Origin of the sequence: Mycobacteroides chelonae CCUG 47445 (genome assembly GCF_001632805.1) — a bacterium.
Lineage (GTDB): Bacteria > Actinomycetota > Actinomycetes > Mycobacteriales > Mycobacteriaceae > Mycobacterium > Mycobacterium chelonae.
Genome location: NZ_CP007220.1, coordinates 2,797,692 through 2,823,108 on the forward strand (window position 1 = coordinate 2,797,692; position 25,417 = coordinate 2,823,108).

Annotated in this window: 27 protein-coding genes; 5 read left to right on the plus strand and 22 right to left on the minus strand. The window is 65.0% G+C overall.

Features of this window, described 5'->3' with window-relative positions:
* Window positions 1-25 precede the first annotated feature (25 nt).
* Complete coding sequence (locus BB28_RS13760; protein WP_046255822.1) at window positions 26-817, plus strand: phosphatidylethanolamine N-methyltransferase family domain-containing protein; 792 nt, start codon at window positions 26-28, stop codon at window positions 815-817.
* A gap of 65 nt (window positions 818-882) precedes the next feature.
* Here the strand turns inward: BB28_RS13760 and metK are convergent, their stop codons facing one another.
* From metK to mihF, 5 genes are all read right to left on the minus strand, one after another.
* On the minus strand, window positions 883-2,085 hold the full coding sequence (gene metK, locus BB28_RS13765) for a methionine adenosyltransferase (protein ID WP_046253897.1): 1,203 nt from the start codon (window positions 2,083-2,085) through the stop codon (window positions 883-885).
* 82 nt (window positions 2,086-2,167) lie between these two features.
* Entirely contained in the window at window positions 2,168-3,421 is a 1,254-nt protein-coding gene (gene coaBC / locus BB28_RS13770; protein ID WP_046253898.1) for a bifunctional phosphopantothenoylcysteine decarboxylase/phosphopantothenate--cysteine ligase CoaBC, read from the minus strand.
* Window positions 3,422-3,471: 50 nt separating this feature from the next.
* Window positions 3,472-3,780: a DNA-directed RNA polymerase subunit omega gene (gene rpoZ / locus BB28_RS13775; protein WP_030093542.1), complete on the minus strand. Its 309-nt coding sequence runs from the start codon at window positions 3,778-3,780 to the stop codon at window positions 3,472-3,474.
* 78 nt (window positions 3,781-3,858) lie between these two features.
* Complete coding sequence (gene gmk, locus BB28_RS13780; RefSeq protein ID WP_046253899.1) at window positions 3,859-4,428, minus strand: guanylate kinase; 570 nt, start codon at window positions 4,426-4,428, stop codon at window positions 3,859-3,861.
* Window positions 4,429-4,438: 10 nt separating this feature from the next.
* The gene (gene mihF / locus BB28_RS13785) at window positions 4,439-4,756 is read right to left on the minus strand and encodes an integration host factor, actinobacterial type (protein ID WP_030093544.1); all 318 of its coding nucleotides are present in this window, start codon (window positions 4,754-4,756) and stop codon (window positions 4,439-4,441) included.
* A gap of 457 nt (window positions 4,757-5,213) precedes the next feature.
* Here mihF and BB28_RS13790 point away from each other — a divergent pair, with 457 nt between their 5' ends.
* Entirely contained in the window at window positions 5,214-6,533 is a 1,320-nt protein-coding gene (locus BB28_RS13790) for an acyltransferase family protein (RefSeq protein WP_046253900.1), read from the plus strand.
* Here BB28_RS13790 and pyrF read toward each other — a convergent pair.
* From pyrF to pyrR, 7 genes are read right to left on the minus strand one after another with little or no spacing between them, the layout of a single operon-like run.
* On the minus strand, window positions 6,515-7,342 hold the full coding sequence (gene pyrF / locus BB28_RS13795; protein ID WP_046253901.1) for an orotidine-5'-phosphate decarboxylase: 828 nt from the start codon (window positions 7,340-7,342) through the stop codon (window positions 6,515-6,517). The two genes, BB28_RS13790 and pyrF, sit on opposite strands and share 19 nt — an antisense overlap.
* 19 nt (window positions 7,343-7,361) lie before the next feature.
* Window positions 7,362-10,700 carry a carbamoyl-phosphate synthase large subunit gene (carB, locus tag BB28_RS13800; RefSeq protein WP_046253902.1) on the minus strand — a complete coding sequence of 1,113 codons (3,339 nt, stop codon included), beginning with the start codon at window positions 10,698-10,700 and terminating at the stop codon, window positions 7,362-7,364.
* Entirely contained in the window at window positions 10,700-11,845 is a 1,146-nt protein-coding gene (carA, locus tag BB28_RS13805) for a glutamine-hydrolyzing carbamoyl-phosphate synthase small subunit (protein ID WP_418038687.1), read from the minus strand. Before carA ends, carB begins: the two co-directional genes overlap by 1 nt.
* Window positions 11,827-12,324 (minus strand): PH-like domain-containing protein, encoded by a 498-nt coding sequence (locus tag BB28_RS13810; RefSeq protein ID WP_046253903.1) that lies wholly within the window; start codon window positions 12,322-12,324, stop codon window positions 11,827-11,829. Before BB28_RS13810 ends, carA begins: the two co-directional genes overlap by 19 nt.
* Window positions 12,321-13,622, minus strand: coding sequence for a dihydroorotase (locus BB28_RS13815; RefSeq protein WP_046253904.1), 1,302 nt, complete (start codon window positions 13,620-13,622; stop codon window positions 12,321-12,323). The genes BB28_RS13810 and BB28_RS13815 overlap by 4 nt, the downstream gene beginning before the upstream one ends.
* Complete coding sequence (locus BB28_RS13820) at window positions 13,619-14,575, minus strand: aspartate carbamoyltransferase catalytic subunit (protein WP_046253905.1); 957 nt, start codon at window positions 14,573-14,575, stop codon at window positions 13,619-13,621. Before BB28_RS13820 ends, BB28_RS13815 begins: the two co-directional genes overlap by 4 nt.
* Window positions 14,572-15,120 (minus strand): bifunctional pyr operon transcriptional regulator/uracil phosphoribosyltransferase PyrR, encoded by a 549-nt coding sequence (gene pyrR, locus BB28_RS13825; RefSeq protein ID WP_030093552.1) that lies wholly within the window; start codon window positions 15,118-15,120, stop codon window positions 14,572-14,574. The genes BB28_RS13820 and pyrR overlap by 4 nt, the downstream gene beginning before the upstream one ends.
* A 141-nt stretch (window positions 15,121-15,261) precedes the next feature.
* On the opposite strand from pyrR, the gene BB28_RS13830 reads away from it, so the two are divergent.
* Complete coding sequence (locus BB28_RS13830) at window positions 15,262-16,482, plus strand: serine hydrolase domain-containing protein (RefSeq protein WP_046253906.1); 1,221 nt, start codon at window positions 15,262-15,264, stop codon at window positions 16,480-16,482.
* An 8-nt stretch (window positions 16,483-16,490) separates the two neighbouring features.
* Here BB28_RS13830 and BB28_RS13835 read toward each other — a convergent pair whose 3' ends face one another.
* From BB28_RS13835 to BB28_RS24605, 3 genes are read right to left on the minus strand one after another with little or no spacing between them, the layout of a single operon-like run.
* Window positions 16,491-17,174: a class I SAM-dependent methyltransferase gene (locus tag BB28_RS13835; protein ID WP_046253907.1), complete on the minus strand. Its 684-nt coding sequence runs from the start codon at window positions 17,172-17,174 to the stop codon at window positions 16,491-16,493.
* Window positions 17,175-17,225: 51 nt separating this feature from the next.
* Window positions 17,226-17,774 carry a hypothetical protein gene (locus BB28_RS13840; RefSeq protein WP_064393509.1) on the minus strand — a complete coding sequence of 183 codons (549 nt, stop codon included), beginning with the start codon at window positions 17,772-17,774 and terminating at the stop codon, window positions 17,226-17,228.
* Window positions 17,767-18,693, minus strand: coding sequence for a DUF4259 domain-containing protein (locus BB28_RS24605; protein WP_052740234.1), 927 nt, complete (start codon window positions 18,691-18,693; stop codon window positions 17,767-17,769). The genes BB28_RS13840 and BB28_RS24605 overlap by 8 nt, the downstream gene beginning before the upstream one ends.
* A 144-nt stretch (window positions 18,694-18,837) precedes the next feature.
* On the opposite strand from BB28_RS24605, the gene BB28_RS13850 reads away from it, so the two are divergent.
* Entirely contained in the window at window positions 18,838-19,266 is a 429-nt protein-coding gene (locus BB28_RS13850) for a nitroreductase family deazaflavin-dependent oxidoreductase (RefSeq protein WP_046253909.1), read from the plus strand.
* A gap of 1 nt (window position 19,267) precedes the next feature.
* Here BB28_RS13850 and nusB read toward each other — a convergent pair whose 3' ends face one another.
* Genes nusB through BB28_RS13865 form a run of 3 tightly spaced genes read right to left on the minus strand, consistent with a single transcriptional unit; the run spans window position 19,268 to window position 21,446 of the window.
* Window positions 19,268-19,753 carry a transcription antitermination factor NusB gene (gene nusB, locus BB28_RS13855; protein WP_046253910.1) on the minus strand — a complete coding sequence of 162 codons (486 nt, stop codon included), beginning with the start codon at window positions 19,751-19,753 and terminating at the stop codon, window positions 19,268-19,270.
* Complete coding sequence (efp, locus tag BB28_RS13860; RefSeq protein ID WP_030093559.1) at window positions 19,746-20,309, minus strand: elongation factor P; 564 nt, start codon at window positions 20,307-20,309, stop codon at window positions 19,746-19,748. The genes nusB and efp overlap by 8 nt, the downstream gene beginning before the upstream one ends.
* Window positions 20,310-20,345: 36 nt before the next feature.
* Complete coding sequence (locus BB28_RS13865; protein ID WP_046253911.1) at window positions 20,346-21,446, minus strand: M24 family metallopeptidase; 1,101 nt, start codon at window positions 21,444-21,446, stop codon at window positions 20,346-20,348.
* A 32-nt stretch (window positions 21,447-21,478) separates the two neighbouring features.
* Here BB28_RS13865 and BB28_RS13870 point away from each other — a divergent pair, with 32 nt between their 5' ends.
* Entirely contained in the window at window positions 21,479-22,003 is a 525-nt protein-coding gene (locus BB28_RS13870) for a B-4DMT family transporter (protein WP_191985233.1), read from the plus strand.
* Here BB28_RS13870 and aroQ read toward each other — a convergent pair.
* The 4 genes from aroQ to aroC are packed head-to-tail and all read right to left on the minus strand — an operon-like array spanning window position 21,976 to window position 25,391.
* Window positions 21,976-22,410, minus strand: a complete 435-nt coding sequence (aroQ, locus tag BB28_RS13875) for a type II 3-dehydroquinate dehydratase (protein WP_046253912.1) — start codon at window positions 22,408-22,410, stop codon at window positions 21,976-21,978. The two genes, BB28_RS13870 and aroQ, sit on opposite strands and share 28 nt — an antisense overlap.
* Window positions 22,407-23,516, minus strand: coding sequence for a 3-dehydroquinate synthase (gene aroB / locus BB28_RS13880; RefSeq protein WP_030093563.1), 1,110 nt, complete (start codon window positions 23,514-23,516; stop codon window positions 22,407-22,409). The genes aroQ and aroB overlap by 4 nt, the downstream gene beginning before the upstream one ends.
* On the minus strand, window positions 23,509-24,156 hold the full coding sequence (locus tag BB28_RS13885; protein ID WP_046253913.1) for a shikimate kinase: 648 nt from the start codon (window positions 24,154-24,156) through the stop codon (window positions 23,509-23,511). Before BB28_RS13885 ends, aroB begins: the two co-directional genes overlap by 8 nt.
* The gene (gene aroC, locus BB28_RS13890; protein ID WP_046255826.1) at window positions 24,153-25,391 is read right to left on the minus strand and encodes a chorismate synthase; all 1,239 of its coding nucleotides are present in this window, start codon (window positions 25,389-25,391) and stop codon (window positions 24,153-24,155) included. The genes BB28_RS13885 and aroC overlap by 4 nt, the downstream gene beginning before the upstream one ends.
* Window positions 25,392-25,417 lie beyond the last annotated feature (26 nt).

Consider the following 25,417-nt stretch of genomic DNA (forward strand, 5'->3'; position numbering starts at 1 on the left):
CCGCCCGCTCACCGAGGGAATGGCCATGCACTGGTACACCGGCAACACCACGTACGACACCGTGCTGACGGCGGCCTTCTGTTTCGCGGCGTTCGTGATCATCGGAGGTCTTTTCGCCCAGAGCTCGTACGGGCGATTCTCGACGACGAAGCTCGGCCTCAATCTGAACCCGAAACTCGGCTGGTGGCTGATGGAGATTCCGGCGACCGCGGTGTTTCTCGTCTGCTATCTGACCGGACCTGCTCGTTTCGAGCCCACGTCAGTGGTTCTCGCCGGAATATGGCTGCTGCACTACGCCAACCGCGGCTGGTACTTCCCGCTCGCCATCCGCCAGGTACCCGGCAAGCGCAGTACGTTCAACGTCTCGGTGGTGGTCATGGGCATGCTCGTCACGTCGATGCACGGATACCTCAACGGAACCCTTTTCAGCCACGACTTCTTCGGGCAGTACAACCGTGCCTGGCTGCACGACCCACGATTCCTACTCGGCCTGGCCGTCTATCTGTGCGGCTTCACTCTGCTACTCAGTTCGGAGTCGATCGTGCGAAACCTGCGCGACAAGAAGAACCCCGGCGGCGCCGAGTATCGCATCCCGTTCGGCGGCGGCTTCCGATTCGTCACCAGTCCGGCATATCTGGGCGAGCTGATCGCCTGGTCCGGCTTCGCCCTGCTCACCTGGGCTCTCCCCGGCGTCGTCATCCTGTTGATCACGGCCGGCAATCTGATCCCACGCGCATTGGCCACCCACCGCTGGTATCAGGAGAAGTTCACCGACTATCCGGCCGAGCGAAAAGCGCTGCTCCCCTACCTCCTATGAGTGCAGCGACGACAAAAAGCGCCGGGTGTGAGCAATGTTCACGCCCGGCGCTTTTTGTGAAGAGGCTAGATGGCGGACTTGAGCGCATCGACCCGATCGGTGCGCTCCCACGGCAGGTCGATGTCGGTGCGGCCGAAGTGGCCGTATGCGGCAGTCTGCGCGTAGATCGGTCGCAGCAGATCCAGATCGCGGATGATCGCACCCGGACGCAGATCGAATACCTCGTTGATGGCCTTCTGGATCTTGGCCTGGTCGACCTTGTTGGTGCCGAAGGTGTCGACGAACAGGCCCACCGGGGCGGCCTTGCCGATGGCGTAGGCGACCTGCACCTCGACGCGATCCGCCAGCCCGGCAGCCACCACGTTCTTGGCGACCCAGCGCATGGCGTACGCAGCCGACCGGTCCACCTTTGACGGGTCCTTACCGGAGAACGCACCGCCGCCGTGGCGGGCCCAGCCGCCGTAGGTGTCGACGATGATCTTGCGGCCGGTCAGGCCGGCGTCACCCATCGGACCACCCAGCACGAACTTTCCGGTCGGGTTGACCAGCAGCCGGTAGTCGGAGATGTCCAGCGATTCCTGCTCAAGCTCGTCCAGAACCGTGTTGACGACCTTCTCGCGGATATCCGGAGTGAGCAGGTTTTCCAGGTCGATGTCCGCAGCATGCTGCGTCGAGAGCACAACGGTATCCAGCCGCACGGCCTTGTGGCCGTCGTACTCGATGGTGACCTGGGTCTTGCCGTCGGGGCGCAGGTACGGCAGCAGGCCGTCCTTGCGGACTTCGGTCAGACGCCGCGCGAGGCGGTGCGCCAGCGCGATGGGCAACGGCATGAGCTCGGGAGTGTCGTTGATGGCATACCCGAACATCAGACCCTGGTCTCCAGCGCCCTGGGCGTCGAGGGGATCAGCAGCACCCTCCACACGGGCCTCGTGAGCGGTGTCGACGCCCTGCGCGATATCGGGAGACTGAGCACCGATGGCGATGTTCACACCGCAGGAGTGCCCGTCGAAGCCCTTGGACGACGAGTCGTACCCGATCTCCAGCACGCGATCGCGCACGATCTTGGGGATGTCGGCGTAGGCGGAGGTGGTGACCTCGCCGGCGACGTGGACCTGACCGGTGGTCACCAGCGTCTCCACCGCGACCCGGGACTTGGGGTCCTGTGCGAGCAGCGCGTCGAGAATCGAGTCGCTGATGGCATCACAGATCTTGTCCGGGTGCCCTTCGGTCACCGATTCACTGGTGAAAAGCCGTCCCGCTGAGCTCACCGCGCAGCCCCTTTCAGATCGTTACGTGTCCTAATCATTATGGCCGACGATTTGATATCGAGGCCATGCCGGGTTGTCAGGTTCACTGACAAAGTCCGGCGACGGCATCCACAATACGGCTTGCCATCAGAACTTTGGTGCCGTGCTCCAACACGACTTCGGCGATCTCACCACCAGGTTGAGCGGACAGCAGCCATCCATCGTTGCTATCCACCTCAAAGGCTCGCCCCTCGCCAACTGCGTTGACTACCAACAGATCACAGCCCTTGCGCGTCAGCTTGGCGCGGGCGTGGAACAGTACGTCGCCGTTGGCGTCACCGGTTTCGGCCGCAAACCCGACGATGGCCCGCATCCTGGGCAGCTGTCCGTCTGAGCGCGCACGGACCACCCCCGCCAACACGTCGGCGTTACGCAGTAACTCGATGGGCGCATCGACGGGATTCTCACCGTCAGCGCCGTGGCTCTTTTTGATCTTGCTGGTCGCAACGTGCGCGGGCCGGAAATCGGCCACGGCGGCCGCCATGATCAACACCTCGGCCGCCGGCGCGTGTTTGGTCACCGCATCTTGTAATTGCGCGGCAGAGCTGATGTGCACGACGTCGACTCCGGCCGGGTCGGGCAACCCGACGGTATGGCCCGCGATGAGCGTGACCTCGGCGCCGCGCTGTGCGGCCACCCGCGCGATCGCGTATCCCTGCTTACCGGAACTGCGGTTTCCGATAAAGCGCACGGGATCCAGAGGCTCCCGGGTGCCACCGGCCGTGACCAGGACGCGCACACCTGCCAGATCGTGCGGGAGAGCATCGGCTCGCGCCAGCAGCAGCTGGGCCAGGGCCGTGATTTCCTGGGCCTCGGGAAGGCGGCCCGGACCGGTGTCCGCGCCGGTAAGGCGTCCTGACGCGGGCTCTAAGACCACAGCCCCATGGCTCCGCAATGTCGCCACATTCTGCTGCGTTGCGGGGTGCTGCCACATCTCCGTGTGCATCGCGGGCGCGAACAGGACCGGACAACGCGCGGTCAGCAGGGTTGCGGTCAGTAGATCGTCGGCACGGCCAGTGGCCGCGCGGGCCAAAAGATCGGCAGTGGCAGGAGCGACCACGACAAGGTCTGCGTCCTGCCCGAGCCGCACATGCGGGACCTGCGGAACATCGTCGAACACCCCGGTTCGCGCCGGCTCACCCGAGAGCGCCTCAAAGGTGGCGGCACCCACGAACTGCAGGGCCGACTCGGTCGGTACGACCCGGACGCTGTGTCCGGCCTCCGCGAGTTGGCGCACCACAGTGCAGGCCTTGTACGCGGCGATTCCCCCGCCTACTCCGACGATGATCCGCGACACAGCCGGACCTCAGGCCCGATGCTCTTCGCGCGAGCCGCTCATCGCAGCTTCTACTCGCCTTCGGTGTGCTCAAGCAGGTCGCCGTGGATCTCGCGCAGCGCGATCGACAGCGGCTTCTCCTGCAGACCCGGCTCGACCAGCGGCCCCACGTACTCGAGGATGCCATCGCCCAGCTGGTTGTAGTAGTCGTTGATCTGGCGTGCACGCTTGGCTGCGTAGATCACGAGCGCGTACTTGCTCGAAGCCCGCGCCAGCAGCTCGTCGATCGGCGGGTTGGTGATACCCAGCGGCGTGTCGAGCGCGGCGTCGTAGCTTTCGGTGCCCGGTTCGACGATGACGTCAGTCTGGGAGGTGCTCACTAAGAAATCTCCTGGATAGGTATATGGCGCTGAATATGGCGGGCGCGGTATTCGCAGTCTTTGTTCATGCGCTGCCGATTAACGTCCGACCAATAACGATACCAACTGTGCGCAGGCATTTTCCAACTGGTCATTGACGACGACGACATCAAAGTCGCTTTGAGCCGCCATTTCGACCTCGGCGGTTTCCAATCGCCGGGCGATCACGGCCTCCGATTCGGTGCCCCGGCCGGTAAGCCGCTGCACCAGCGCATCCCAGCTCGGTGGCGACAGGAAGACGGTCAGCGCCTGCGGAAGTACCGCCTTGATGGCGCGGGCACCGGCCAGATCGACCTCGATGAGGGTCGGCCGGCCGGCCTCCATCGCCTCGTGAACAGGCGCCGCAGGGGTTCCTGAACGCTGCAAGCCGCCGTGAATATCGGCCCATTCCAGCAGCGCACCGGTGTCAATGAGCCGCTGGAACTCCTCCGTGGTGACGAAGTGATAGTCCACGCCGTCCACCTCACCGGGCCTCGGGGCCCTGGTGGTGGCGGAGACGCTGAAGAAAAGACCATCCACGTCATCGCGTAACCGATGCACCACGGTGGACTTACCGACGGCTGAGGGGCCGGATAGGACTACTACCCGGCCCCTCGTCGAAGCTGTCATCTGGAGAAGATCAGGAGAAGTCGAACCGCTCCAGCAGCGCCTTGCGCTGACGGTCGCCGAGGCCACGCAGACGGCGGGTCGGGGCGATCTCCAGCTCGGTCATGATCTCCTGCGCCTTGACCTTGCCGACCTTGGGCAGGGCTTCCAGCAGTGCGGAAACCTTCATCTTGCCGAGGACCTCGTCGGTCTCGGCGTCCTTGAGCACCTGCTTGAGATTGGTGCCGCCTTTCTTGAGCTTCTCCTTGAGCTCGGCCCGGGCGCGGCGGGCGGCAGCCGCCTTCGCCAACGCGGCGGCACGCTGCTCGTCAGTCAACTGTGGAAGGGCCACGATTCCTCCGTCTCATACGAAACTCGTCGGTTTTTCTGATCGGCTGGAAAACAACCAGCCAGCGACAGCGACCGTACCCACGCCAACCGACATATGTGAACCCCACCCCCCTCATCTCGGGGAAAATCGCCTGCTAGAGGGGCCGCAGGCGATCCTGCCGAGCAACCATCGCTTCCATGCGTTCCGACCCGGCATTTCTGCAGGTCAAGATTGAATGATATTGCCGCACAGTATGTTTCACGCAGAGTTGACAACACCGCCGATTCTTGTACCTGAACCGGAGACAAGCAAACCGTGATTGCCATGAGGGCAAACTGAAAATCTTGTGTGAATCTCGTGTTGCGCGTGTCGCGACCCGTCAACGTTCAGTTGAAGAGGCGCAGGTGAGAATGCCGGCGAGCAGGCGCCCGGGAAGTTGTTTAGCAAGGCACAGCAGTTGCTGGGTAGGGTGCGCCATATGGGTGATTCCACGCGCCCATCACGTGAGCGTGATCGGGTATTGGATGCCGTGAGGCTCGTGTCACTGGCCACCGTCGTGGCCTATCACGTCCTCGCGGGCAGCCCCACTATCGTCAAGGGCAAACCAGCCATGTCCGCGAATTACAACGTGCATTGGCTATTCTGGCTGATCCCGTTGATGCCCCTGTTCTTTTTTGCGGGTGCGGCAGCAAATCTCCATTCCTGGGAATCCGGCAGGTCCTGGGGGCAGTTTCTGATGAGCCGGACGACGCGGCTTTTTCGCCCGGTGTTCTACTTCCTCGTCTTCGTCGCACTGGTGACCACCTTGCTGCGCATCACCATGGGCAATTCCAGACAACTCCTGTATCTCGAGATGCGACATATCGAGCTGCTTTGGTACGTCGGCGCGTATCTGCTGACACTTGCGTTCATGCCGTGGCTGGCCCGCATTCGCACCGGACGCCAACTGGGCTGGTTCATCGCGACGATGTGCCTGCTCACAGCCCTGGTGGACACCATCAGCGTGGTCACCGATACCTGGGTGATGACGGGTTGGATCAACATGATCTTCATGTGGTTGGTACCCGCCGCATTGGGTATCGCCTATCAGCGCGCCCTGGTCCCCCGCCGGGTCGCCATGGCGGCCGCGGCCGTCGCATTGGGTGTCACCGTCGCATTGGCCATCCTGGGGCCCTATCCGTCCGGGCTGATCGCCAACATGCCGCCGACTCTGCTGCTCGCGGTCAGCGCCATTCTCGAATGCATGCTGGTCATCGCTTTCGCCCCGGCCATCAACCGCTGGCTGCAGGGGGTGCGGACATGGACGTTCCTCCAGGTCTGCAATAGCGGCAGCATGACGATCTACCTATGGCATTGGGTGGTGACGTTCCTGCTGTCCTACGGGGTTTACCTGGCCCTTCGCATCGGACTGGTAAGCCCTCGCGACGCCTGGTACTGGCCTGGGAACGTACTGCGGCTGGTCATCGTCTGCGCCATCGTGGCCGTGTTCTTCGTCCCACTGCGGGCCACAGAACGTCGTGCGCTGCCGTGGTGGGACCGTCCGGTGCCCTCGATGAGCACGAGACGCGATATCGCGGTCGGTGTCCTGGTGCTGATCGGCGCGATACTGACGCTCGTCTACACCCGGATCTATGTGATCAATCCGCTCTGGGGCGGGTTCACACCCATCGGACGCTGGGTTGTCGTGGCGTCACTGATACCACTGGCGGCCGCACGCGCACTTTGCCGAAAACCGTTGCACAGCAACGCGAATACTTCAGAGAATCAATTCTCGCTTGCTCATTCGGCACGCAGATAGGCGACGCTGTCCCGCAGCCTCGACACGGCCGCACGCAGCGCCGCGACGTCGGGCCCCTCGCGCAGCACCTCACGCGAGACCGCCGGTAACAATAGCGATCCCGGAGCCCCACCCAAGCCACGCAGATCCTCGGGCTTACCGCCCTGTGCCCCGAGCCCCGGCACAAGAACAGGGCCGCCGATCGACGACAGATCCGGCGGATCGGTGACGGTGACCCCGACCACGACACCCACAGATCCCGGACCGGCCTCCTTGGCGTTCAGCGCGGCCACCTGGTCCACCATCGCCTGTGCGACGGTCAGCTCCCCGGCGAGCGCCCGCTGCACCGGTGGCGCCTCGGGATTGGAGGTCGCGGCAAGGACAAAGACGCCACGGTCACGTTCACGCGCCAGGTCCAGCAGCGGAGACAATGATCCAAAGCCCAGATACGGCGAGGCAGTGACCGCATCAGAGCTCAACGGTGAATCGCCCAGCCAAGCCTGTGCATACGCGGCCATCGTTGATCCGATGTCCCCGCGCTTGGCATCGGCCAGCAACAGCACACCAGCCTCGCGGAGCCCCGCGATGGTCCGTTCCAGCACCGCATACCCTGCAGCACCATAGGTTTCGAAGAACGCCACCTGCGGCTTGACGATCGCCACCTCGGCGAAGGCCTCCACACAGATATCGCTGAACCGGGCCAGACCCGACGCGTCGGCGTCCAGCCCCCAGGCGCGTAGCAGCTCAGGATGCGGATCGATGCCCACGCACAGCGGGCCACGGGACGCGGTGGCCGCCTGCAGCCGTGCGCCGAACGTCACCGGACCCACCGCTCTTCGCGCAAGCGGCTCATCGCAAGCCCGCGTGGAGTTCCTGCAGCGACCGCACGCCGATATCCCCACGGATACCCGCCTCGATCCCCTGCACCGCGGCCGACGCGCCCTGCACCGTGGTGATGCACGGAATGTTCATCGACACCGCGGCCGAACGGATCTCGTATCCGTCGACACGGGGGCCGGAGTTCCCGTACGGGGTGTTGATGACCATCGCGACCTCACCGGCCTTGATGACGTCGACCGAGGACCGAGGGGGCAATCCGTCCTCGGCGCCCTGATAGTGCTTGCGCACCTCTTCGCACGGTATCCCGTTACGGCGCAGCATTTCTGCCGTACCTTCGGTCGCGAGCACCTTGAATCCGAGATCGGCCAGTCGCTTCACCGGGAACACCAGAGAGCGCTTGTCACGGTTGGCCACCGAGACGAAGATCGTGCCCTCCTTCGGCAACGACCCGTATGCGGCGGTCTGACTCTTCGCGAATGCGCTACCGAAATCGGCGTCGATGCCCATGACCTCACCGGTGGACTTCATCTCCGGCCCGAGCAGGGAATCCACCTGGCTGCCATCCGCCTTGCGGAAACGGTGGAACGGCAGCACGGCCTCCTTGACCGCTACCGGAGCACCCGGTGGCAGGGTGGCGCCGTCACCGTCAGCGGGCAGCAGTCCTTCCTCGCGCAGACCGGCAATGGTGGCGCCCAGCATGATCCGGGAGCACGCCTTGGCCAACGGAACCGCGGTGGCCTTCGACACGAACGGAACCGTTCGGCTCGCACGTGGGTTCGCCTCCAGGACGTACAGCACATCGTCCTTGAGCGCGTACTGCACATTGAGCAGGCCGACCACTCCGATTCCATGCGCGATGGCCTCGGTGGCGTTGCGAACCTTTTCGATATCGCTGCGGCCCAGGGTTACCGGCGGTAGTGCGCACGCCGAGTCGCCGGAGTGAATACCAGCCTCCTCGATGTGCTCCATGACGCCGCCGAGGTAAACCTCGGTGCCATCGCACAACGCGTCGACATCGATCTCGATGGCATCCTCGAGGAAGCGGTCGACCAGCACGGGGTGTTCGGGTGAGAGCTGGGTGGCCCGCGTGATGTAGCCGTGCAGGGTGTCCTCGTCGTAGACGATCTCCATGCCCCGTCCACCCAGCACGTAGGACGGTCGCACCAGTACCGGGTAGCCGATATCGGAGGCGATCTGCCTGGCCTGCTCGAAGGTCGTCGCGGTGCCGAATCGTGGCGCCGGCAGACCGGCCGATACCAGCAGATCCCCGAACACGCCGCGGTCCTCGGCGCGATCGATGGCCGCCGGGCTGGTGCCCACCACCGGCACGCCCGCATCGGCCAAACGTTTCGCCAGCCCCAACGGGGTCTGTCCGCCGAGCTGCACGATCACACCGACAACACCCGGTCCACCTCGGCCGGACTCATTTTCGGCGTGGAACACCTCCAGCACATCCTCGAACGTGAGCGGCTCGAAGTACAGGCGGTCGGCGGTGTCGTAGTCGGTGGACACCGTTTCCGGGTTGCAGTTGACCATGATGGTCTCGAATCCGGCCTGCGACAACGTGGTTGCCGCGTGCACGCAGCTGTAGTCGAACTCGATACCCTGACCGATGCGGTTGGGGCCCGACCCGAGGATGAGCACCTTGGGCCGCTCGGTCTGCGGGGCCACCTCAGACTCCGCGGCCGGATCCAGCTCGTAGCTCGAATAGTGGTACGGGGTCTTGGCCTCGAATTCGGCGGCGCAGGTGTCGACCGTCTTGTACACCGGCCGGATTCCCATCCGGTGGCGCAACGACCGCACCCCGTCCTCCCCCGCCAATTCCGGTCGCAGTGCCGCGATCTGGCGATCCGAGAGCCCGTAGTGCTTGGCCCTGCGCAGCAGTTCCTCGTCAAGAATCGGCGCCTCACGCAACTCGGTACCGAGCTGGTGAATCTGCGCGATCTCTTCAACGAACCACGGGTCGACGCCGGTGATCTCGGCCACCTGCTCAACGGAGACACCGGCACCCAACGCGTGCTCGATGCCGTAGAGCCGCCCGTCACGCGGCACCCGCAGCTCCTGCAGGAACGTGTCCAGGTCCTCGATGGGTTTCGCGTTGTCGGTCCAGAAGCCCGCCGCGGACGTCTCCAGCGAGCGCATGACCTTCCCGAGCGCCTCAGCGAAGTTGCGCCCCAAGGACATCGCCTCGCCCACCGATTTCATGGTGGTGGTCAAGGTGGCGTCGGCACCGGGGAACTTCTCGAAGGCGAATCGGGGCGCCTTGACGACGACGTAGTCCAGAGTCGGCTCGAAACAGGCCGGAGTCTCCTTGGTGATGTCGTTGACGATCTCGTCGAGCGTGTACCCGATCGCCAGCTTGGCCGCGATCTTGGCGATGGGGAATCCGGTTGCCTTGGAAGCCAAAGCACTGGAGCGCGATACGCGCGGGTTCATCTCGATGACGATAAGGCGACCATCGCGCGGGTTGATGGCGAACTGGATGTTGCAGCCGCCCGTGTCCACCCCGACCTCGCGCAGGATCGCGATGCCGAGGTCACGCATCTTCTGATACTCACGGTCGGTCAGCGTCATCGCCGGAGCCACCGTCACCGAGTCTCCGGTGTGCACGCCCATCGGATCGACGTTCTCGATCGAGCACACGACCACCACGTTGTCGCGGCTGTCGCGCATCAGCTCGAGCTCGAATTCCTTCCAACCGTAGATGGATTCCTCGATCAGCACATTCGCCGATGGCGACGCCGAGAGTCCCTCGCCCGCCATCCGCTCGACATCCTCGGGGGTGTAGGCCATGCCGGAGCCCAAGCCACCCATGGTGAAGGATGGGCGTACCACGACCGGCAATCCGAGGTCGGCAACGGTATCGCGGACCTCGTCCATGGTGAAACAGACGCGGGACTTCGCCGACTCGCCGCCGACCTTCGCGACGATGTCCTTGAACCGCTGCCTGTCCTCGCCGCGCTGGATTGCCTCGAAGTTAGCGCCGATGAGCTCCACGTTGTACCGGTCGAGTGCACCGTTCTCGTAGAGCGCGACCGCGGTGTTCAACGCGGTCTGGCCGCCCAGCGTGGGCAGCAGCGCGTCGATCTTGTTGCCCTTCTCCGCCTGTGCGGCAAGGACTTTCTCGACAAACTCAGCGGTGATCGGCTCGACGTAGGTGTTGTCGGCGTACTCCGGGTCGGTCATGATCGTCGCCGGGTTCGAGTTGACGAGGCTGACCTGTAGCCCCTCTGACCGCAGCACACGGCAGGCCTGGGTGCCCGAGTAGTCGAACTCGCAGGCCTGGCCGATCACGATAGGGCCAGAACCGATGACCAGGATGTGGTTGAGGTCTGTGCGACGTGGCATCAGCGATTACCCCGATTCTCAAGTGCCGTGACGAACTGGTCAAAGAGGTACTCGGCGTCATGAGGTCCCGCCGCCGCCTCCGGGTGGTACTGCACCGAGAAAGCCGATCCGTCCAACAGCCGGATCCCTTCCACCGTGCCATCGTTGGCGCAGGTGTGGCTTACCTCGGCGCGCCCGAACGGCGTATCGAACTGCTCACCCGCCTCACCTTCGAGGGCGAAGCCGTGGTTCTGCGCGGTGATCGCGACCCGGCCCGTCGCGTGATCGATGACCGGGATGTTGATGCCGCGATGCCCGAAGGTCATCTTGTAGGTGGACCTGCCCAATGCCCGGCCCAGCAGCTGATTACCGAAGCAGATGCCGAACAGCGGGATTTTCTGTTGCAGCACCGCCTGTGTCACCGCCACCACGTGATCCGCGGTGGCCGGGTCCCCCGGCCCGTTGGACAGGAACACGCCGTCTGGCGCCAGTGCGAGCAGCTCGTCCGGGCTGATGGACGAGGGCACCACCTGTACGCGGATACCGCGTTGCGTGAAGTTGCGTGGGGTGTTGGTCTTGATCCCCAGGTCCAGAGCGGCCACGGTGAACCGATGCGCGCCATCGGGTTCCACGATGTAGGTGTCGTCGGTGCTCACCTCTCCTGCCAGGTCAGCACCCAGCATCGAGGGCTGGCCGTTGACCCGCGACAGCAGGAAGTCGGTGGGCGCGTCGGCAACTGTCCCGCTGAAGATGCCCGCCTTCATGGACCCGCGGGTACGCAGGTGACGGACGACCGCCCGGGTGTCGATTCCGGCGATACCGACGATGTGCTGTCCCTTGAGGGCATCATCCAGGGACCCTGTGGCACGCCAATTCGAGACCCGGTTCGAGGGGTCGCGCACCGCGTATCCGGCGACCCAGATCTTTCCGCCGCGGCTCTCGTCGTCCTCGTCGTTCCATCCGGTATTGCCGATCTGCGGCGCTGTCGCCACCACGATCTGCCGGTGATAGCTCGGGTCGGTCAGGGTTTCTTGGTAACCCGACATGGCCGTGCAGAACACCGCCTCGCCGAGAGTTTCACCCACCGCCCCGAACGGCTTACCGGTGAACACCCGCCCGTCTTCGAGAACGAGCACCGCCTTGTCACTCATGACGCCTGCTTCCATTCCTGATATTCGCTTCGCGGTCGTGCCAAAAATCCGGTGTCGATCTCGGTGCCCGAGGGCAGCCGCCACCGGATCGCAAGAATTCCTTCGTGGGTGAGCACCTTGCCCGCCAGCGCCTTTGCCGTACGGATCTCGGTGATGACATCGGCGGGGATCCAGATGTCCGCGGTGCCGCTGCGTTCCAGCAGGATCCCGCCCGTGTATCTGGTCAAGGTGGCGTTCGCGCGGTAGCCCAAGTCGCCCACCGCGATTCGGTCCTGCCAGTCCGGCGCGATGGTGCTGCCGACGTAGAGGCCGTCCGCGGGATCGATGACGATGTCGCCGCGCTCGGCGGGCACCACGGGCAGTTCCCCCACGGTGTCGATCTGACGTTGGCCGCGTGCGCGCCAGCCGCGCCACATCAGGCGGGCGAGCAGCACAGTCAAGGTGAGCGAGGCGCCCGCCATGATGAGGGCACCGATGAAGTCGCCGTGGTTCACTGGGTCACCTTGCCGTCCCGTGCGGTGATGCGGCCGCGCAGCAGCGTCGCGGTCACGATGGCAGGCAACGTCATCGATTCGAATGGGGTGTTGGCCGACTTGCTGGCCAATCCGTCGCCACTGACGGTCCAGGTGGCGTCGGGGTCAACGATCGTCAGGTTGGCGGGCTCGCCGACTGCCAACGGACGCCCCTGATCGGGCAGACCGACGATCTGCGCCGGCCGCTCACTCATCACTCTGGCGATATCGCGCCAAGTCAGCAATCCTGTTTTCACCATGGTCTCCACGACCACCGACAGCGCAGTCTCCAACCCGAGCATTCCGGGGCGGGCCGCCGCGAACTCGCAGCATTTCTCGTGATCGGCGTGCGGTGCGTGATCGGTTGCCACACAGTCGATCACCCCGTCGGCGAGGGCCTGACGCAATGCCTGAGCATCGGTCGACTCCCGCAGCGGCGGATTTACCCGATACACGCCGTCATAGGAGGCCAGCCGGCCGTCATCGAGCAGCAGATGGTGCGGTGTCACCTCGGCGGTGATGGAAATACCTTGCCCCTTGGCCCATTTGAGCAACTCGACGGTGCCGGCGGTGGACGCGTGACAGATGTGCACCGGAGCGCCGCTGTCACGGGACAAGATGGCATCCCGCGCGACGATGGATTCCTCAGCTGCGCGGGGCCATCCGGTCAGGCCCAACTTGGCCGCGTGGGCCCCCTCATGCGCCACCGATCCGACAGTGAGCCGCGGTTCCTCGGCATGTTGTGCGATGAGCACGCCCAAGCCCTTGGCGTACTCGAGAGCGCGCCGCATGATCAGCGGATCATGCACGCATTTGCCGTCATCGGAGAACATCCGCACCCGGCCCGCGCCCCGCGCCATCATCGCCATCTCGGTGAGCTGCTTGCCTTCCAGCCCTACCGTGACGGCGCCCACCGGATGTACGTCGACCAATCCGACCTGCTGGCCGCGCTGCCACACGTGATCGGTTACCACGGGGCTGTCCGCAACCGGGTTCGTGTTGGCCATCGCGAAGACGGCGGTGTACCCACCCAAAGCCGCTGCCGCCGAGCCCGAGTCGATGGTCTCGGTGTCTTCACGCCCCGGTTCGCGCAGATGCGTGTGTAGATCGACGAATCCCGGCAGCAGCACCTGCCCCGGCGCCTCGATGGCGGTGTCGACTTCCGTCTCGATACCCGCTCCGATACCGGCCTCGATGCGGGTGATCTGGCCGTCTTCGATGAGGACGTCGACCTGCTCGCCCTCCCCGTACAGCAGTACCCCCTTGATCAGGACACTCATGCGGGCACCGCCTCGGAGCTATCGGAGGACCCGACCAGCAGGTGGAACAGCACGGCCATGCGGATATGCACTCCATTCGATACCTGTTGCAGAACAGCTGATTGCGAAGAATCAGCCACGGAGGACGCGATTTCCATACCGCGCAGCATCGGGCCCGGATGCAGCACCACCGCGTGTTCGGAGAGCAGCCGCTGCCGGGCCTCGGACAACCCGTACAGCACCGAATACTCGCGCGCCGAGGGGAAGAAGCCACCGGTCATACGTTCGGCCTGCACCCGCAGCATCAGCACCGCGTCGGCACCCGGTAGCTCGGCATCCAAATCATGACTGACCGTCACCGGCCACGTCTCGACGCCGACGGGCAGCAGCGTAGGTGGAGCTACCAGCACCACCTCGGCACCGAACGTGTTGAGCAGCAGAGCGTTCGAGCGAGCGACCCGACTGTGCAGGATGTCCCCGACGATCACGACGCGGCGACCTTCCAGACCGCCCAGCCGCTGGCGAATGGTGAGCGCGTCAAGCAGTGCCTGTGTCGGATGTTCGTGGGTACCGTCGCCGGCATTGACCACAGCGGGTCCGTCGGCCAGTCCTTCTGACGTCCACTGCGCAAGCTGCGCGGCGACTCCGGAGGCCGGGTGGCGGACGATCAACGCGTCAGCGCCGATCGCACGCAAGGTCAGGGCGGTGTCGCGCAGCGACTCACCCTTGGCCACCGAGGAACCGGATGCGCTGACGTTGATCACGTCCGCACTCATCCACTTCCCCGCCACTTCGAAGGAAACCCTTGTCCGCGTGGAGTTCTCATAGAACATGGTGATGATGGTGCGCCCGCGCAGGGTGGGCAGCTTTTTCACCTCGCGTCCCGCCAGAGCCTGCAGAAACCGGTCGGCGTCGTCGAGGATCGCGGTCGCCTCGTCGCGGGTCAGGTCGGCAGCCGACAGCAGATGCTTCACGAGGCCTCCCCCTGCGCGCTGTTGATGACCACGGCGTCGCAGCCGTCGTGTTCGGCCAGCAGCACCTTGACGTCTTCGGAGCGTGCGGTCGGCACGTTCTTGCCGACGTAATCGGCGCGCAGCGGCAGTTCACGGTGCCCGCGATCAACCAGCACCGCCAGCTGCACCGCACGCGGCCGGCCCAGATCCCGCAGCGCGTCGAGCGCCGAGCGCACGGTGCGGCCCGAGAACAACACGTCGTCGACGAGCACCACCAGCGCACCATCGACCCCACCTTCGGGAATGGAGGTGCGTTCCAGCGGTCGGTGGGGTTTGTTGCGCAAGTCGTCGCGGTAGAGCGTGATGTCCAGGAATCCGGCGGGCACCTCGACACCGGAGAACTCGGTGATGTGGGCGGCCAATCGTTTGGCCAGGGTCGCGCCGCGTGTCGGGATACCGACCAGCACGACGCGGGGCGCGTCACTGGAATCGGAAAGAGCGGTCTTCTCGATGATTTGATGCGCGATACGCGAGATGGTCCTGCCGACATCTGCGGCGGACAACAGTTCGCGTCCTTCTGGTAATGCGCCCACGCTTACGCGAGACCTCCTTCTCCGCCTCACTGGACGGATCGTTAAAGGATGTCACTTATCGCCAGGGAGCTTAGCATCCGGGCGCCCACCGGCCTCGGCTGACAGGATGGAGTTATGCCCCAGCCCGACTCCGCCTTCGACGCCGCCCTTGCCCCGATCCGGGCGGCGGTCAATGACCGCATCCTGGCCGGAGCGGTGACGCTGGTGTGGCAGGGTGGGCAGCTCAAACACCTAGCCGCGACCGGCTACCGCGATGTCGAGGCAGGCCTGTCCATGGCCGAGAACACCATTTTCCGCATCGCGTCCATGACCAAGCCCGTCATCAGCGCAGCAGCCATGGCCCTCGTCGACGACGGCACGATCCGCTTGAGCGACCCGATCACCACATGGCTGCCGGAGTTCGCCGATATGCGGGTGCTCAAAGATCCGGGCGGGCCATTGGATGACACGTTTCGCGCGCCCCGCACCATCACGGTCGAGGATCTGCTGACCCACCGCAGCGGTCTGACGTACGACTTCATCGCGACCGGAGCTATCGCGAAGGCCTATCAGCCGCTGCACACGGCGACGTTCAGTGAGCCCGACGCATGGATAGCGGCCATCGCCGCGCTGCCGCTGGTGTACCCGCCCGGAGAGCGTTTCCACTACAGCCATTCCACCGATGTCCTCGGGTTACTAATCGCGCGCGCGGCCGGGCAGCCACTCAACGAGCTGCTGCGTCAACGAATCCTGGATCCGCTGCGCATGTCAGATACCGACTTCTTCGTTCCCGAACACAAGGCCGGACGACTGGCACGCCTGTATGGCCTCGACGAGCACGACCAGGTCGTGGCGGCCGATCGTGGCTATCTCACCTCGATGCCCACTTCGGCCCCCGCGCTGTGTCGTGGCGGCGGTGCGCTGGCTAGTACCGCAGGCGACTACCTGACCTTTGCGCGGGCACTGCTGGGTGGCGGCGAGGCCGACGGGGTACGCATTCTCTCCCCGGAGTCGACGGCGGCCCTGCGCGCCAACCGGCTCACGCCCGCTCAGCGGGAGCTGCCGGCATTCGGCCTGCCGTACTGGACCGGACGCGGCTTCGGCCTGGGCTTGTCGGTCGTCCTGGATCCGAATGCGGCCGCATTGTTCGGCCCCGGCGGCGCCGGGACCTTCGGCTGGCCTGGCGCGTTCGGCACATGGTGGCACGCCGATCCGAAGGCCGATGCGATCCTCATGTTCTTGCCGCAGTGGCGGATGCCCGACCTGGACCCCAAAGCCGCGTTGGCGAGCACATCTACCCTGCGTCTACAGCTGTTGCACATTCAGTTCGCGCAGGCCGTCTACGCCGCACTGTGAGCGCCGGGTCAGTCCAGGTGTGCCTGTAGCAGCCAGCCCGCCATCGAGACTCGGCCGTTGGGCTCTTCGCGGACTTCGGCGAAGCCCTGTGCCGCGCCGTCCTTGAATCCCTCGCCGTTGGCGTACAGCCGTGCCGGGCTGATGTCGTCGATGGTCCAGAACTTGGACACGATCGCGCGCAGCTCGGGTTCGGTGACGGGATAGGGCCCGTCGATATCCGGGGGAAAGCCCGCCTTGTCGAAAACCAGCACGATGTACGTGGCGCCCGGTGCCGCGGCACGCACGATCGACTGCTGATATCCCTCACGCAAGGCGACGGGCATCGAATGGAACAGCGTCGAGTCGATGATCGTCCCGAAGCGCCCGTCGTACCCCGTGAAATTCGAGATGTCGGCGACGTCAAAGGTGACATTGGTGAGGCCGCGCTCGGCCGCGTAACCCTTGGCCAGCTCGATCGCCGTGGGCGCGGCGTCCAGGCCGACGGCCGCATGGCCTCGCTCGGCGAGGTACAGAGCGGTCGCGGCCTCCCCGCACCCGGCATCCAACACGTCGCCGTGCACCTTGCCCTGCTCGATGAGTGTCAGGATTTCGGGCTGCGGCTGCCCGATGCTCCACGGCGGCCGAGCGGCGAGTTGCTCGGGTGCCTCACCGCGATACGAGGATTCGAACATGTCTTGCAGGTTCTCGGTCATGGACCCAGGATGCCGAATCCGGCGGCGCGTGTCAATGTGCCTGACATTTGATCAGTGCATCTCCCGGGACAGCGCGTGCGCGAAATCGATGAGTCGATTCATCTGTGCCACACCATGACTGGAGTACTTTGAGAACTGGAAGTTCTCGATGCTGTGCCGGTATTCCTCCAGCGAAGCCTTGACGGTACGCGTAGTAGTCGAGGTGTACAGCGTCAGGTCAACCGTCGTCATGGTCACGGCACCATCCGGAGCGACGTCGTAGTCGACCTTCAAGGACTTATCGGTGATTTCGGACAGCGGGATGGTGCGCAGGGTCACCGATATCGTGGGATGCGGGGGCCGCTCCTCATGCCCCGCGCAGTGCCCTTCCCTAACGAACCAGAGAATGAGCCGCCCGCTGTCGACCAGCGCAATCTCGTACCACCACTTCTCACCCCACGACCCATGCTCGCAGCCTCGGTTCAGCAGGAAGGTGCCCACCTGCGCTACGTCGACCACCCGGCGTAGTTGATCGATCGCCATCCAGGCATGCGGCGTGAAAACGCCAATCGCAGCACCCAAATGCGGGATTGCCGCCCAGTCGGCATCTCTGTCAAACACGTTGTGCCACCGCCCGTCCGAATTGAAGAAGCCGCTCCATCTGCGCGAGACCGCCGTCCACGATCGACTTGGCGAAGTAGAAATCCTGCACTTCCCACTCGGTTTCCGAGATCGAGACCGCGCGACTCTTTTCTGGAGTCACCGTCGAGAGCCACAATTCGACGGCGAGCAGCGAGCGCTCCGCACCCAGCTGTTGATACGTCGTCTTCAGCTGACGGTCGGTGATCGCGCCCAGCGGAATCACCCGGATCGATGAGGTGAACTCCGATGATCCGAGCAGTCCGGACTTGTCCTCGCCGTGCCACATCACAAGCCTGCGGCCGTCGGTCAGCGCCACCTCCTGCCACAGACCTTCCGACTGCTCAGCTGGTTCACGATCCAGAACGAAGGCAGACACCTCCGAGATGTCCACCACCGCCCGCAGCGCATCGAGCGCCACCTTCGGGTCCCGGAGTCCGACGGTCGCGGCGTTGGTGAGGTCCGGATACGGTGCCCAGTCCTGGTACCCATCGCCCTCGACATCGCGCAGTGAACGCTCGATGGCTGTCACCTCGGCCACCCACTCGGCTGGATCCGCATCGGTCCACAGATCGGCGAGCTCACTGCCCGAAGCCTGTACCCGGGCGATCGCGCCGCGCGCCAGCACCGCAAGCGCATATGCTTGAGTTTGCTTTATGACAATGTCGGCCACCGCTTCCGACCACTGCCCCACACGCATATCGACCTGGCCTGAACATCGGATGGCAATCACCGCAGCGGCAGCGACCACCGTTGACCCCTCTGGCGCCTCGAGGTAGTCAGCATTCGCCAGACGCAAGCATCGCGCCAGTTGAAGCTCGATATCATCGCTCTGCCTGAGATCCCCCAGGAAGTCGGCAGCGTCATCGTTGTCAAACGGTCCAGCACCCCAGGCTCCCACACAGCTAATAGTGGCAGAACACCCCGACTAGCGCATCTCAACATATTTGAGTCGAGGTACGTGCCTACCATCCATGTTGCTGCCCGGATCGCACCCAGGACCGGCCGATAGGCTCGCGACATCACCGAGAGAATCGAGGCGACCATGACCGAACCATCGGGCAGCGAGCAATCATTCAACGAGGCCAACATCGCCGAGTTCCGCGCCAACGGCGGCAAGGTCGGCGGCCAATTCGAGGGTTTTCCGCTCATGCTCTTGACGAGCACCGGAGCCAAATCGGGCGCCGAACGCGTGAACCCGTTGGCCTACTTCGATATCGACGGCAAGGCCTACATCGTGGGCTCGGCCGCTGGACGTCCCAACAACCCCGCCTGGGTAGCCAATGTGCGCGCCAACCCCGATGTCGCCGTAGAGATCGGCGCCAACCCGAAAACAAAGGCCACGGCCGTCGAACTCCCCCGCGCCGAGCGTGATCGAGTGTTCGCCATCGTCAAACAGCGTGCACCCGGATTCGCCGAGTACGAGACTCTGACGGACCGGGTGATCCCCGTGTTCGAGATACGCCTCGACTGACCTATTCCGCGGAGCTGGAAGCCGAGCCACCCCGGATGTGCGGGGTCACCAGCATGAGCTGACCCAGCACGCCGTTCACGAACGCCGGTGACTCGTCGGTGGAAAGCTGTTTGGCCAGCTCGACCGCTTCGTCGACAGCCACTACCTCGGGCACGTCCTCGGCATGGAGCAGCTCCCACACCGCGACGCGCATAATCGCGCGGTCCACCGCGGGCAGCCTGGCCAGCGTCCAGCCCTGCAGATGCGAGGAGATCAGCTCGTCGATGTGCGTGGCGTGCTCGGTGACACCGTGCGCGACCGTCACCGTGTAGGGGTTCAGCGGCTCCACGTCGGGCTTCGCCTCCGCCAGGCCGCGACGCTCATCGGCCACCGCGGCTGCCGTCATATCCCGCGCCTCGGCCTCGAACAGCAGGTCCACTGCCCGCTTACGCGCCTTGCGGCGGCCGCCCTTGGCGGAGGCGCGGCCGGTCGAACCGCTATCAGCCATTCACGCGGCCGAGGTAGCTGGCGTCGCGCGTGTCGACCTTGAGGCGGTCACCGGTGTTGATGAACAACGGCACCTGGATCTCGGCGCCGGTTTCCATCGTCGCCGGCTTGGTGCCCGCGCTGGAACGATCACCCTGCAGGCCCGGCTCGGTGTGCGTCACCACCAGCTCGACCGACACCGGCAGCTCGATGTACAGCGGCGCGCCCTCGTTGAACGCGACCTGCACGGTCATGCTCTCCAGCAGGAACCGGTGTGCGTCGCCGACCAGCTCGGGAGTGAGGTGATGCTGCTCGTAATCCTGGCTGTCCATGAACACGAACGAGTCGCCGTCGCGGTACAGGTAGGTGGTGTCGCGCCGGTCGACGGTCGCGGTCTCGACCTTCACACCCGCGTTGAAGGTCTTATCGACGACCTTGCCCGACAGCACGTTCTTGAGCTTGGTGCGCACGAACGCCGGTCCCTTACCGGGCTTCACGTGCTGGAACTCGGTGATCTGCCACAGCTGACCATCGATGTTGAGCACCAGGCCGTTCTTGAAATCGGCGGTTGAAGCCACAGTCGTCTATCTCCTTGCGTAACTGTTCAGTACTACTCAATTAATGACGGTGAGTTCCTTGGGGAACCGGGTCAATAGCTCCGGCCCATCGGGCCGCACCACGAGCGTGTCCTCGATCCGGACTCCGCCCCGGTCGGGCAGGTAGACCCCTGGCTCGACTGTCACCGCCGAGCCAGCAAGCAGTGTACCGGTGGCGCCGGCACCGATACCCGGTGCTTCGTGGATCTGCAACCCCACACCGTGGCCGAGACCGTGACCGAAGTTCTGTCCGTATCCGGCGGCGGCGATGACATCGCGGGCCGCGGCGTCCACACCCTTCAGCGATGCTCCGGGTGCCAGGGCCTCCCGTCCGGCCGCCTGTGCGACCAGCACCAGTTCGTAGATCTCCTGCTGCCACGGCGACACCGATCCCAGCACCAGGGTGCGGGTCATGTCCGAGTGATATCCGGCGACCAGTGCACCGAAGTCGATCTTTACGAAGTCGCCGGTGGCCAGCACCGCGTCGGTGGGTCGGTGGTGCGGTATCGCCGAATGCGAGCCGGCCGCGACGATGGTCTCGAACGACGCGCCGTCGGCTCCGTGTTCACACATGAGGTTCTCCAGGTCGCGGGCGACATCACGCTCAGTGCGCCCAGGCCGGATCCCGCCCGTCTCGATCAAGGCAGATAACGCGGTATCTGCTGCAGCGCAGGCTCTTTCGAGGAGGAGTACCTCGGATTCATCCTTCACTTCCCGGAGTTTCTCCACCCGGTTCGGAGCCCGGATCAGCTCGACGTCCCCGGCCGCCGCACTCAATTTGTCGAATCCGTCGACGGTGACCACGTGGCTTTCGAATCCCGCGCGCCCGGCGGCGGCCGACGCGATCAGCGCCGCGCCGTAGCCACGGTCGATCAGCGCGCGCAGATCCGGAACCTGCGCGGCGGCTTGGGTGCGGTAGCGGCCATCGGTGCACAACACGGTCGCCTTCTCATCCGCTCCGTCGCCCGCGGCCACCCAAAGCGCTGCGGCGGACCCCGTGAAACCCGTCAGATAGCGAATGTTGACCAGGTCGGTGATCAGAAGCGCATCGAGTCCGTCGGCGCGCAGTCCCTCACGCAGTCGTTCCCGGCGATCGATATGGCTGAGGACGGTCGTCATAGGTGTCGACGGTACCGCGATACGCTGGGCCCATGCCCGAAGCTGGAACACGTTCCATGACCGCGCAATGGCTTACCCGTGGCGCCGTCTTCGCCGTCTTTATGGTGCTGGTCCGCGTGATACAGGGCCTGGCCATCAGTGTCTGGGAGACCCACGGCACCCTCATCAACATCACGCTGGTTCTGGTGTTCGTCGCAGCGGTGGTGGTCTGGGCGATCACCGACGGCCGCGGCGATGCCCGGCGCAACCCCGATCCGGACCGCCGTGAAGATCTGGCCATGTGGTGGCTGCTGGGTGGCATCTTCGCCGGGGCGGTCAGCGGCCTGGTGATCTGGCTGATCAGCCTGTTCAACGAGGGGATCTACGCGGCGGGCATCCTGGCCGAGCTCACCACCACCGCGGCATTCGTGGCGCTGCTGGTGTTCGGACCCGCCATGGTCGGCGTATTCGCGGGCCGACTGCTAGTGGACCGCAAGGAAAAGGAGCACGCCGCGCTGCAGCAGTCGGATACCGACGTGTTCCAGGCGGTTCAGGACGAAGTGGACGTCACGAAGTAGCGCAGCGCCAGCAGGTATCCCTGCACGCCGAGCCCGACAATCACCCCGGTGGCCAACGCACTGAGGTACGACTTGTGCCGAAACTCTTCGCGTGCATACACATTCGAGATATGCACCTCGATCAATCCGGCCGTCAATTCGGCACACGCATCCCGTAGTGCAACCGATGTGTGGGTGAATGCGCCCGCATTCAGGATCACCGGATCCTTGGCGTCGGCGGCATCGTGAATCCAGCCGAGCAATTCGGCTTCGCTGTCGGTCTGCCGCACCTGGACATCCACACCCAACGAGTCCGCTTCGGCCTGGACGAATGACACCAGCTCCTCATAGGTGACGCTGCCGTAGACGGCGGCCTCCCGCTTACCAAGGCGGCCAAGATTGGGGCCGTTGAGAACCTGGATCGTCACAACATCACTCCCTCACCAGTGGTCGGACCTGCCACCACCGAGTACGCGGCGGCCAGCAGTGACGGGTCGGGGCCTTCCAGTCGTCCCGGCTTGGCCAACCCGTCAAGCACCACGAATCGCAGTATGCCCGAGCGGGTCTTCTTATCGCCCTGCATCGATTCGACGAGCTGTCCCAGCGCGTCGGCGTCATAACGTGTCGGCAATCCGAGCGCCGAGAGCACCCGCGCGTGGCGATCGGCGGTCTCGTCGTCCAGACGTCCGGCCAAGCGCCCCAGTTCGGCTGCGAATACCAGACCGACCGACACGGCAGCGCCGTGGCGCCACCGGTACCGCTCACGTCGCTCGATGGCATGACCGAGGGTGTGACCGTAGTTGAGGATCTCGCGTAGCTCGGCTTCCTTCTCGTCGGCGGCCACCACCTTGGCCTTGACCGCGATGGAACGTTCGATGAGCTCGCGCAGCACCGGCTTCGACGGATCGATCGCGGCCTCCGGGTCGGCCTCGATGAGCTCAAGGATGACCGGGTCGGCGATGAATCCTGCCTTCACCACTTCGGCCATACCGGCGACGATTTCGTTGCGCGGCAACGAGTCGAGCGTCGCCAGGTCCACCAGCACCGCCCCCGGCTGATGGAATGCGCCGACGAGGTTTTTACCCGCCTCGGTGTTGATGCCCGTCTTGCCGCCGACCGCGGCATCGACCATCGCGAGCAGCGTGGTGGGTACGTGCACCACCTTCACGCCGCGTAACCAGGTGGCGGCGGCGAAGCCGGCGGTGTCGGTGGCGGCCCCTCCCCCCAGGCTGACGACGGCGTCTTTGCGCCCGATGCCGATGCGGCCCAGTACCTCCCAGATGAATCCGAGCACGGCCAGATCCTTGCCCGCCTCGGCGTCGGGAATCTCGACCCGATGCGCATCGATTCCGGTGTCGGCCAGGGTCTTCCGAATTTCCTCGGCGGTCGCCGCGAGGGTGGGCTGATGCAGTATCGCCACCTTGTCGGAGCCCTTGAGCGCGCCCACCAACTCACCCAGTAGACCCGTTCCCACGATAACCGGGTAGGGCGGGTTCACCTCGACGGTGATCGTCGTCGGCTCGGCGCTAGTCATTGTCGGCTCTTCCTTTAGTTTCGGTTCCGGGGGTATCGCTCTTGGTTGCCGCGGGAGTACCGGAGGTACGGCGCCGCGATCGGGGACGTCGTCGGGGGCGTCGCCGCCGTGAGGAAGCTGTGGTGCCAGCCTCTGGGTTCTCCAACCGGGACACGATGGTCCGGACCACTGCGCCGGGATTTCGCCTGTCGGTGTTGACCTTGATGGTGGCGACCTCTCGGTACAGCGGAACTCGCTGCGAGATGAGGGCGTGGTACTTCTCGGCGCGGTCCGGCCCAGCCAGCAGCGGACGCACCACGCTTCCTCCGGTGCGTCGGATTCCTTCCGCGGCACTGATTTCCAGGTACACCACGGTATGCCCCGTGAGTGCTTCCCGGACGCCTGGAGTGAGCACGGCGCCACCGCCGAGCGAGACCACCCCGTCCTGCTGATCAAGCGCCTGCCGAATCACCGATTCTTCGATACGCCGGAATTCCGGCTCCCCATCGGTGGCGAAGATGTCGGCGATGGTGCGGCCGGCCTGCGCCTCGATGCCGATGTCGGTGTCATAGACGTTGACGTTCAACGCTTTTGCCAGGCGACGGCCGATGGTGGACTTACCCGATCCGGGCAGTCCGACAAGGACGGCTTTGGGGCTCATCCCGCTGTGTTAGCCGCTCTTCGCGCAAGCTGCTCATCGGAAGACTCTTGGCGTGGCTCCCGCTGCGCCACCGCGTCCAGGTACGCGCCGACGTTGGTCTTCGTCTCGGACAGCGAGTCTCCACCGAACTTTTCCAGTGCGGCACGGGCAACCACCAGCGCAACCATCGCCTCGGCGACCACGCCAGCGGCCGGGACCGCGCACACGTCGGAGCGCTGGTGAATCGCGACCGCCTCGTCGCCGGTGGACATGTCCACGGTCGCCAACGCCCGCGGCACGGTGGAGATGGGCTTCATCGCCGCCCGCACCCGCAGCGGCTGACCGTTGGTCATGCCACCTTCCAGCCCGCCGGCGCGATTGGTGGAGCGCAGGATGCCGTCGGGGCCGGGGTAAATCTCGTCGTGCGCGGCGCTGCCCCGTCGGCGCGCGGTGGTGAAACCGTCACCGATCTCCACGCCCTTGATCGCCTGGATACCCATGATCGCTGCCGCCAGTTGGCTGTCCAGCCGGTCGTGTCCACTGATGAACGAACCGAGTCCCACGGGCAGACCGGCGACCACTACCTCGACCACGCCACCGAGGGTGTCGCCGTCCTTCTTGGCGGCCTCGATCTCGCTGATCATCGAAGACTGAGCCTGCTCGCCAAATGCCCGCACCGGGCTGGCGTCGATGGCATCCAGGTCGGCGGCGCCCGGAACCGGACCTTCGTAGGGCTCGGAGTCGCCGATGGAGATGACGTGCGAGATGACATCGACTCCCAGGGCCTGCTTCAGGAAAGCCTTGGCAAGGGTGCCCACCGCCACACGCGCCGCGGTCTCGCGCGCACTGGCCCGCTCGAGCACCGGGCGCGCGTCATCGAATCCGTACTTGAGCATGCCCGCGTAGTCGGCGTGCCCGGGACGGGGGCGGGTCAGCGGCGCGTTGCGCGCGATGTTCTCCAACTCGGCGGGGTCCACGGGGTCCGGAGACATCACGGTCTCCCACTTGGGCCATTCGGTGTTGCCGACCTCGATGGCAACCGGGCCGCCCAAGGTCAGTCCGTGGCGCACGCCGCCGAGCATGGTGACCTGATCGGCCTCGAAAGCCATCCGCGCACCCCGGCCGTAGCCCAGGCGGCGACGCGCCAGCTGCCTACCGATGTCCTCCGATGTCAGTTCGACACCGGCGACCATGCCTTCCAGTACCGCGACCAACGCGCGTCCATGCGATTCACCTGCCGTGATCCAGCGCAACACGTGCACCATTGTCCCATGCGGGCAGG

Excerpts from the sequence above, each read along its gene's own strand:
- BB28_RS13760 (WP_046255822.1), top strand. The coding sequence starts at position 26 with ATGCACTGGTACACCGGCAACACCACGTACGACACCGTGCTGACGGCG.
- gmk (WP_046253899.1), bottom strand. The coding sequence starts at position 4,428 with ATGACAGCTTCGACGAGGGGCCGGGTAGTAGTCCTATCCGGCCCCTCA.
- BB28_RS13790 (WP_046253900.1), top strand. The coding sequence starts at position 5,214 with ATGGGTGATTCCACGCGCCCATCACGTGAGCGTGATCGGGTATTGGAT.
- carB (WP_046253902.1), bottom strand. The coding sequence starts at position 10,700 with ATGCCACGTCGCACAGACCTCAACCACATCCTGGTCATCGGTTCTGGC.
- carA (WP_418038687.1), bottom strand. The coding sequence starts at position 11,845 with ATGGAAGCAGGCGTCATGAGTGACAAGGCGGTGCTCGTTCTCGAAGAC.
- BB28_RS13815 (WP_046253904.1), bottom strand. The coding sequence starts at position 13,622 with ATGAGTGTCCTGATCAAGGGGGTACTGCTGTACGGGGAGGGCGAGCAG.
- BB28_RS13830 (WP_046253906.1), top strand. The coding sequence starts at position 15,262 with ATGCCCCAGCCCGACTCCGCCTTCGACGCCGCCCTTGCCCCGATCCGG.
- BB28_RS13835 (WP_046253907.1), bottom strand. The coding sequence starts at position 17,174 with ATGACCGAGAACCTGCAAGACATGTTCGAATCCTCGTATCGCGGTGAG.
- BB28_RS13850 (WP_046253909.1), top strand. The coding sequence starts at position 18,838 with ATGACCGAACCATCGGGCAGCGAGCAATCATTCAACGAGGCCAACATC.
- nusB (WP_046253910.1), bottom strand. The coding sequence starts at position 19,753 with ATGGCTGATAGCGGTTCGACCGGCCGCGCCTCCGCCAAGGGCGGCCGC.
- BB28_RS13865 (WP_046253911.1), bottom strand. The coding sequence starts at position 21,446 with ATGACGACCGTCCTCAGCCATATCGATCGCCGGGAACGACTGCGTGAG.
- BB28_RS13870 (WP_191985233.1), top strand. The coding sequence starts at position 21,479 with ATGCCCGAAGCTGGAACACGTTCCATGACCGCGCAATGGCTTACCCGT.
- aroB (WP_030093563.1), bottom strand. The coding sequence starts at position 23,516 with ATGACTAGCGCCGAGCCGACGACGATCACCGTCGAGGTGAACCCGCCC.
- BB28_RS13885 (WP_046253913.1), bottom strand. The coding sequence starts at position 24,156 with ATGAGCCCCAAAGCCGTCCTTGTCGGACTGCCCGGATCGGGTAAGTCC.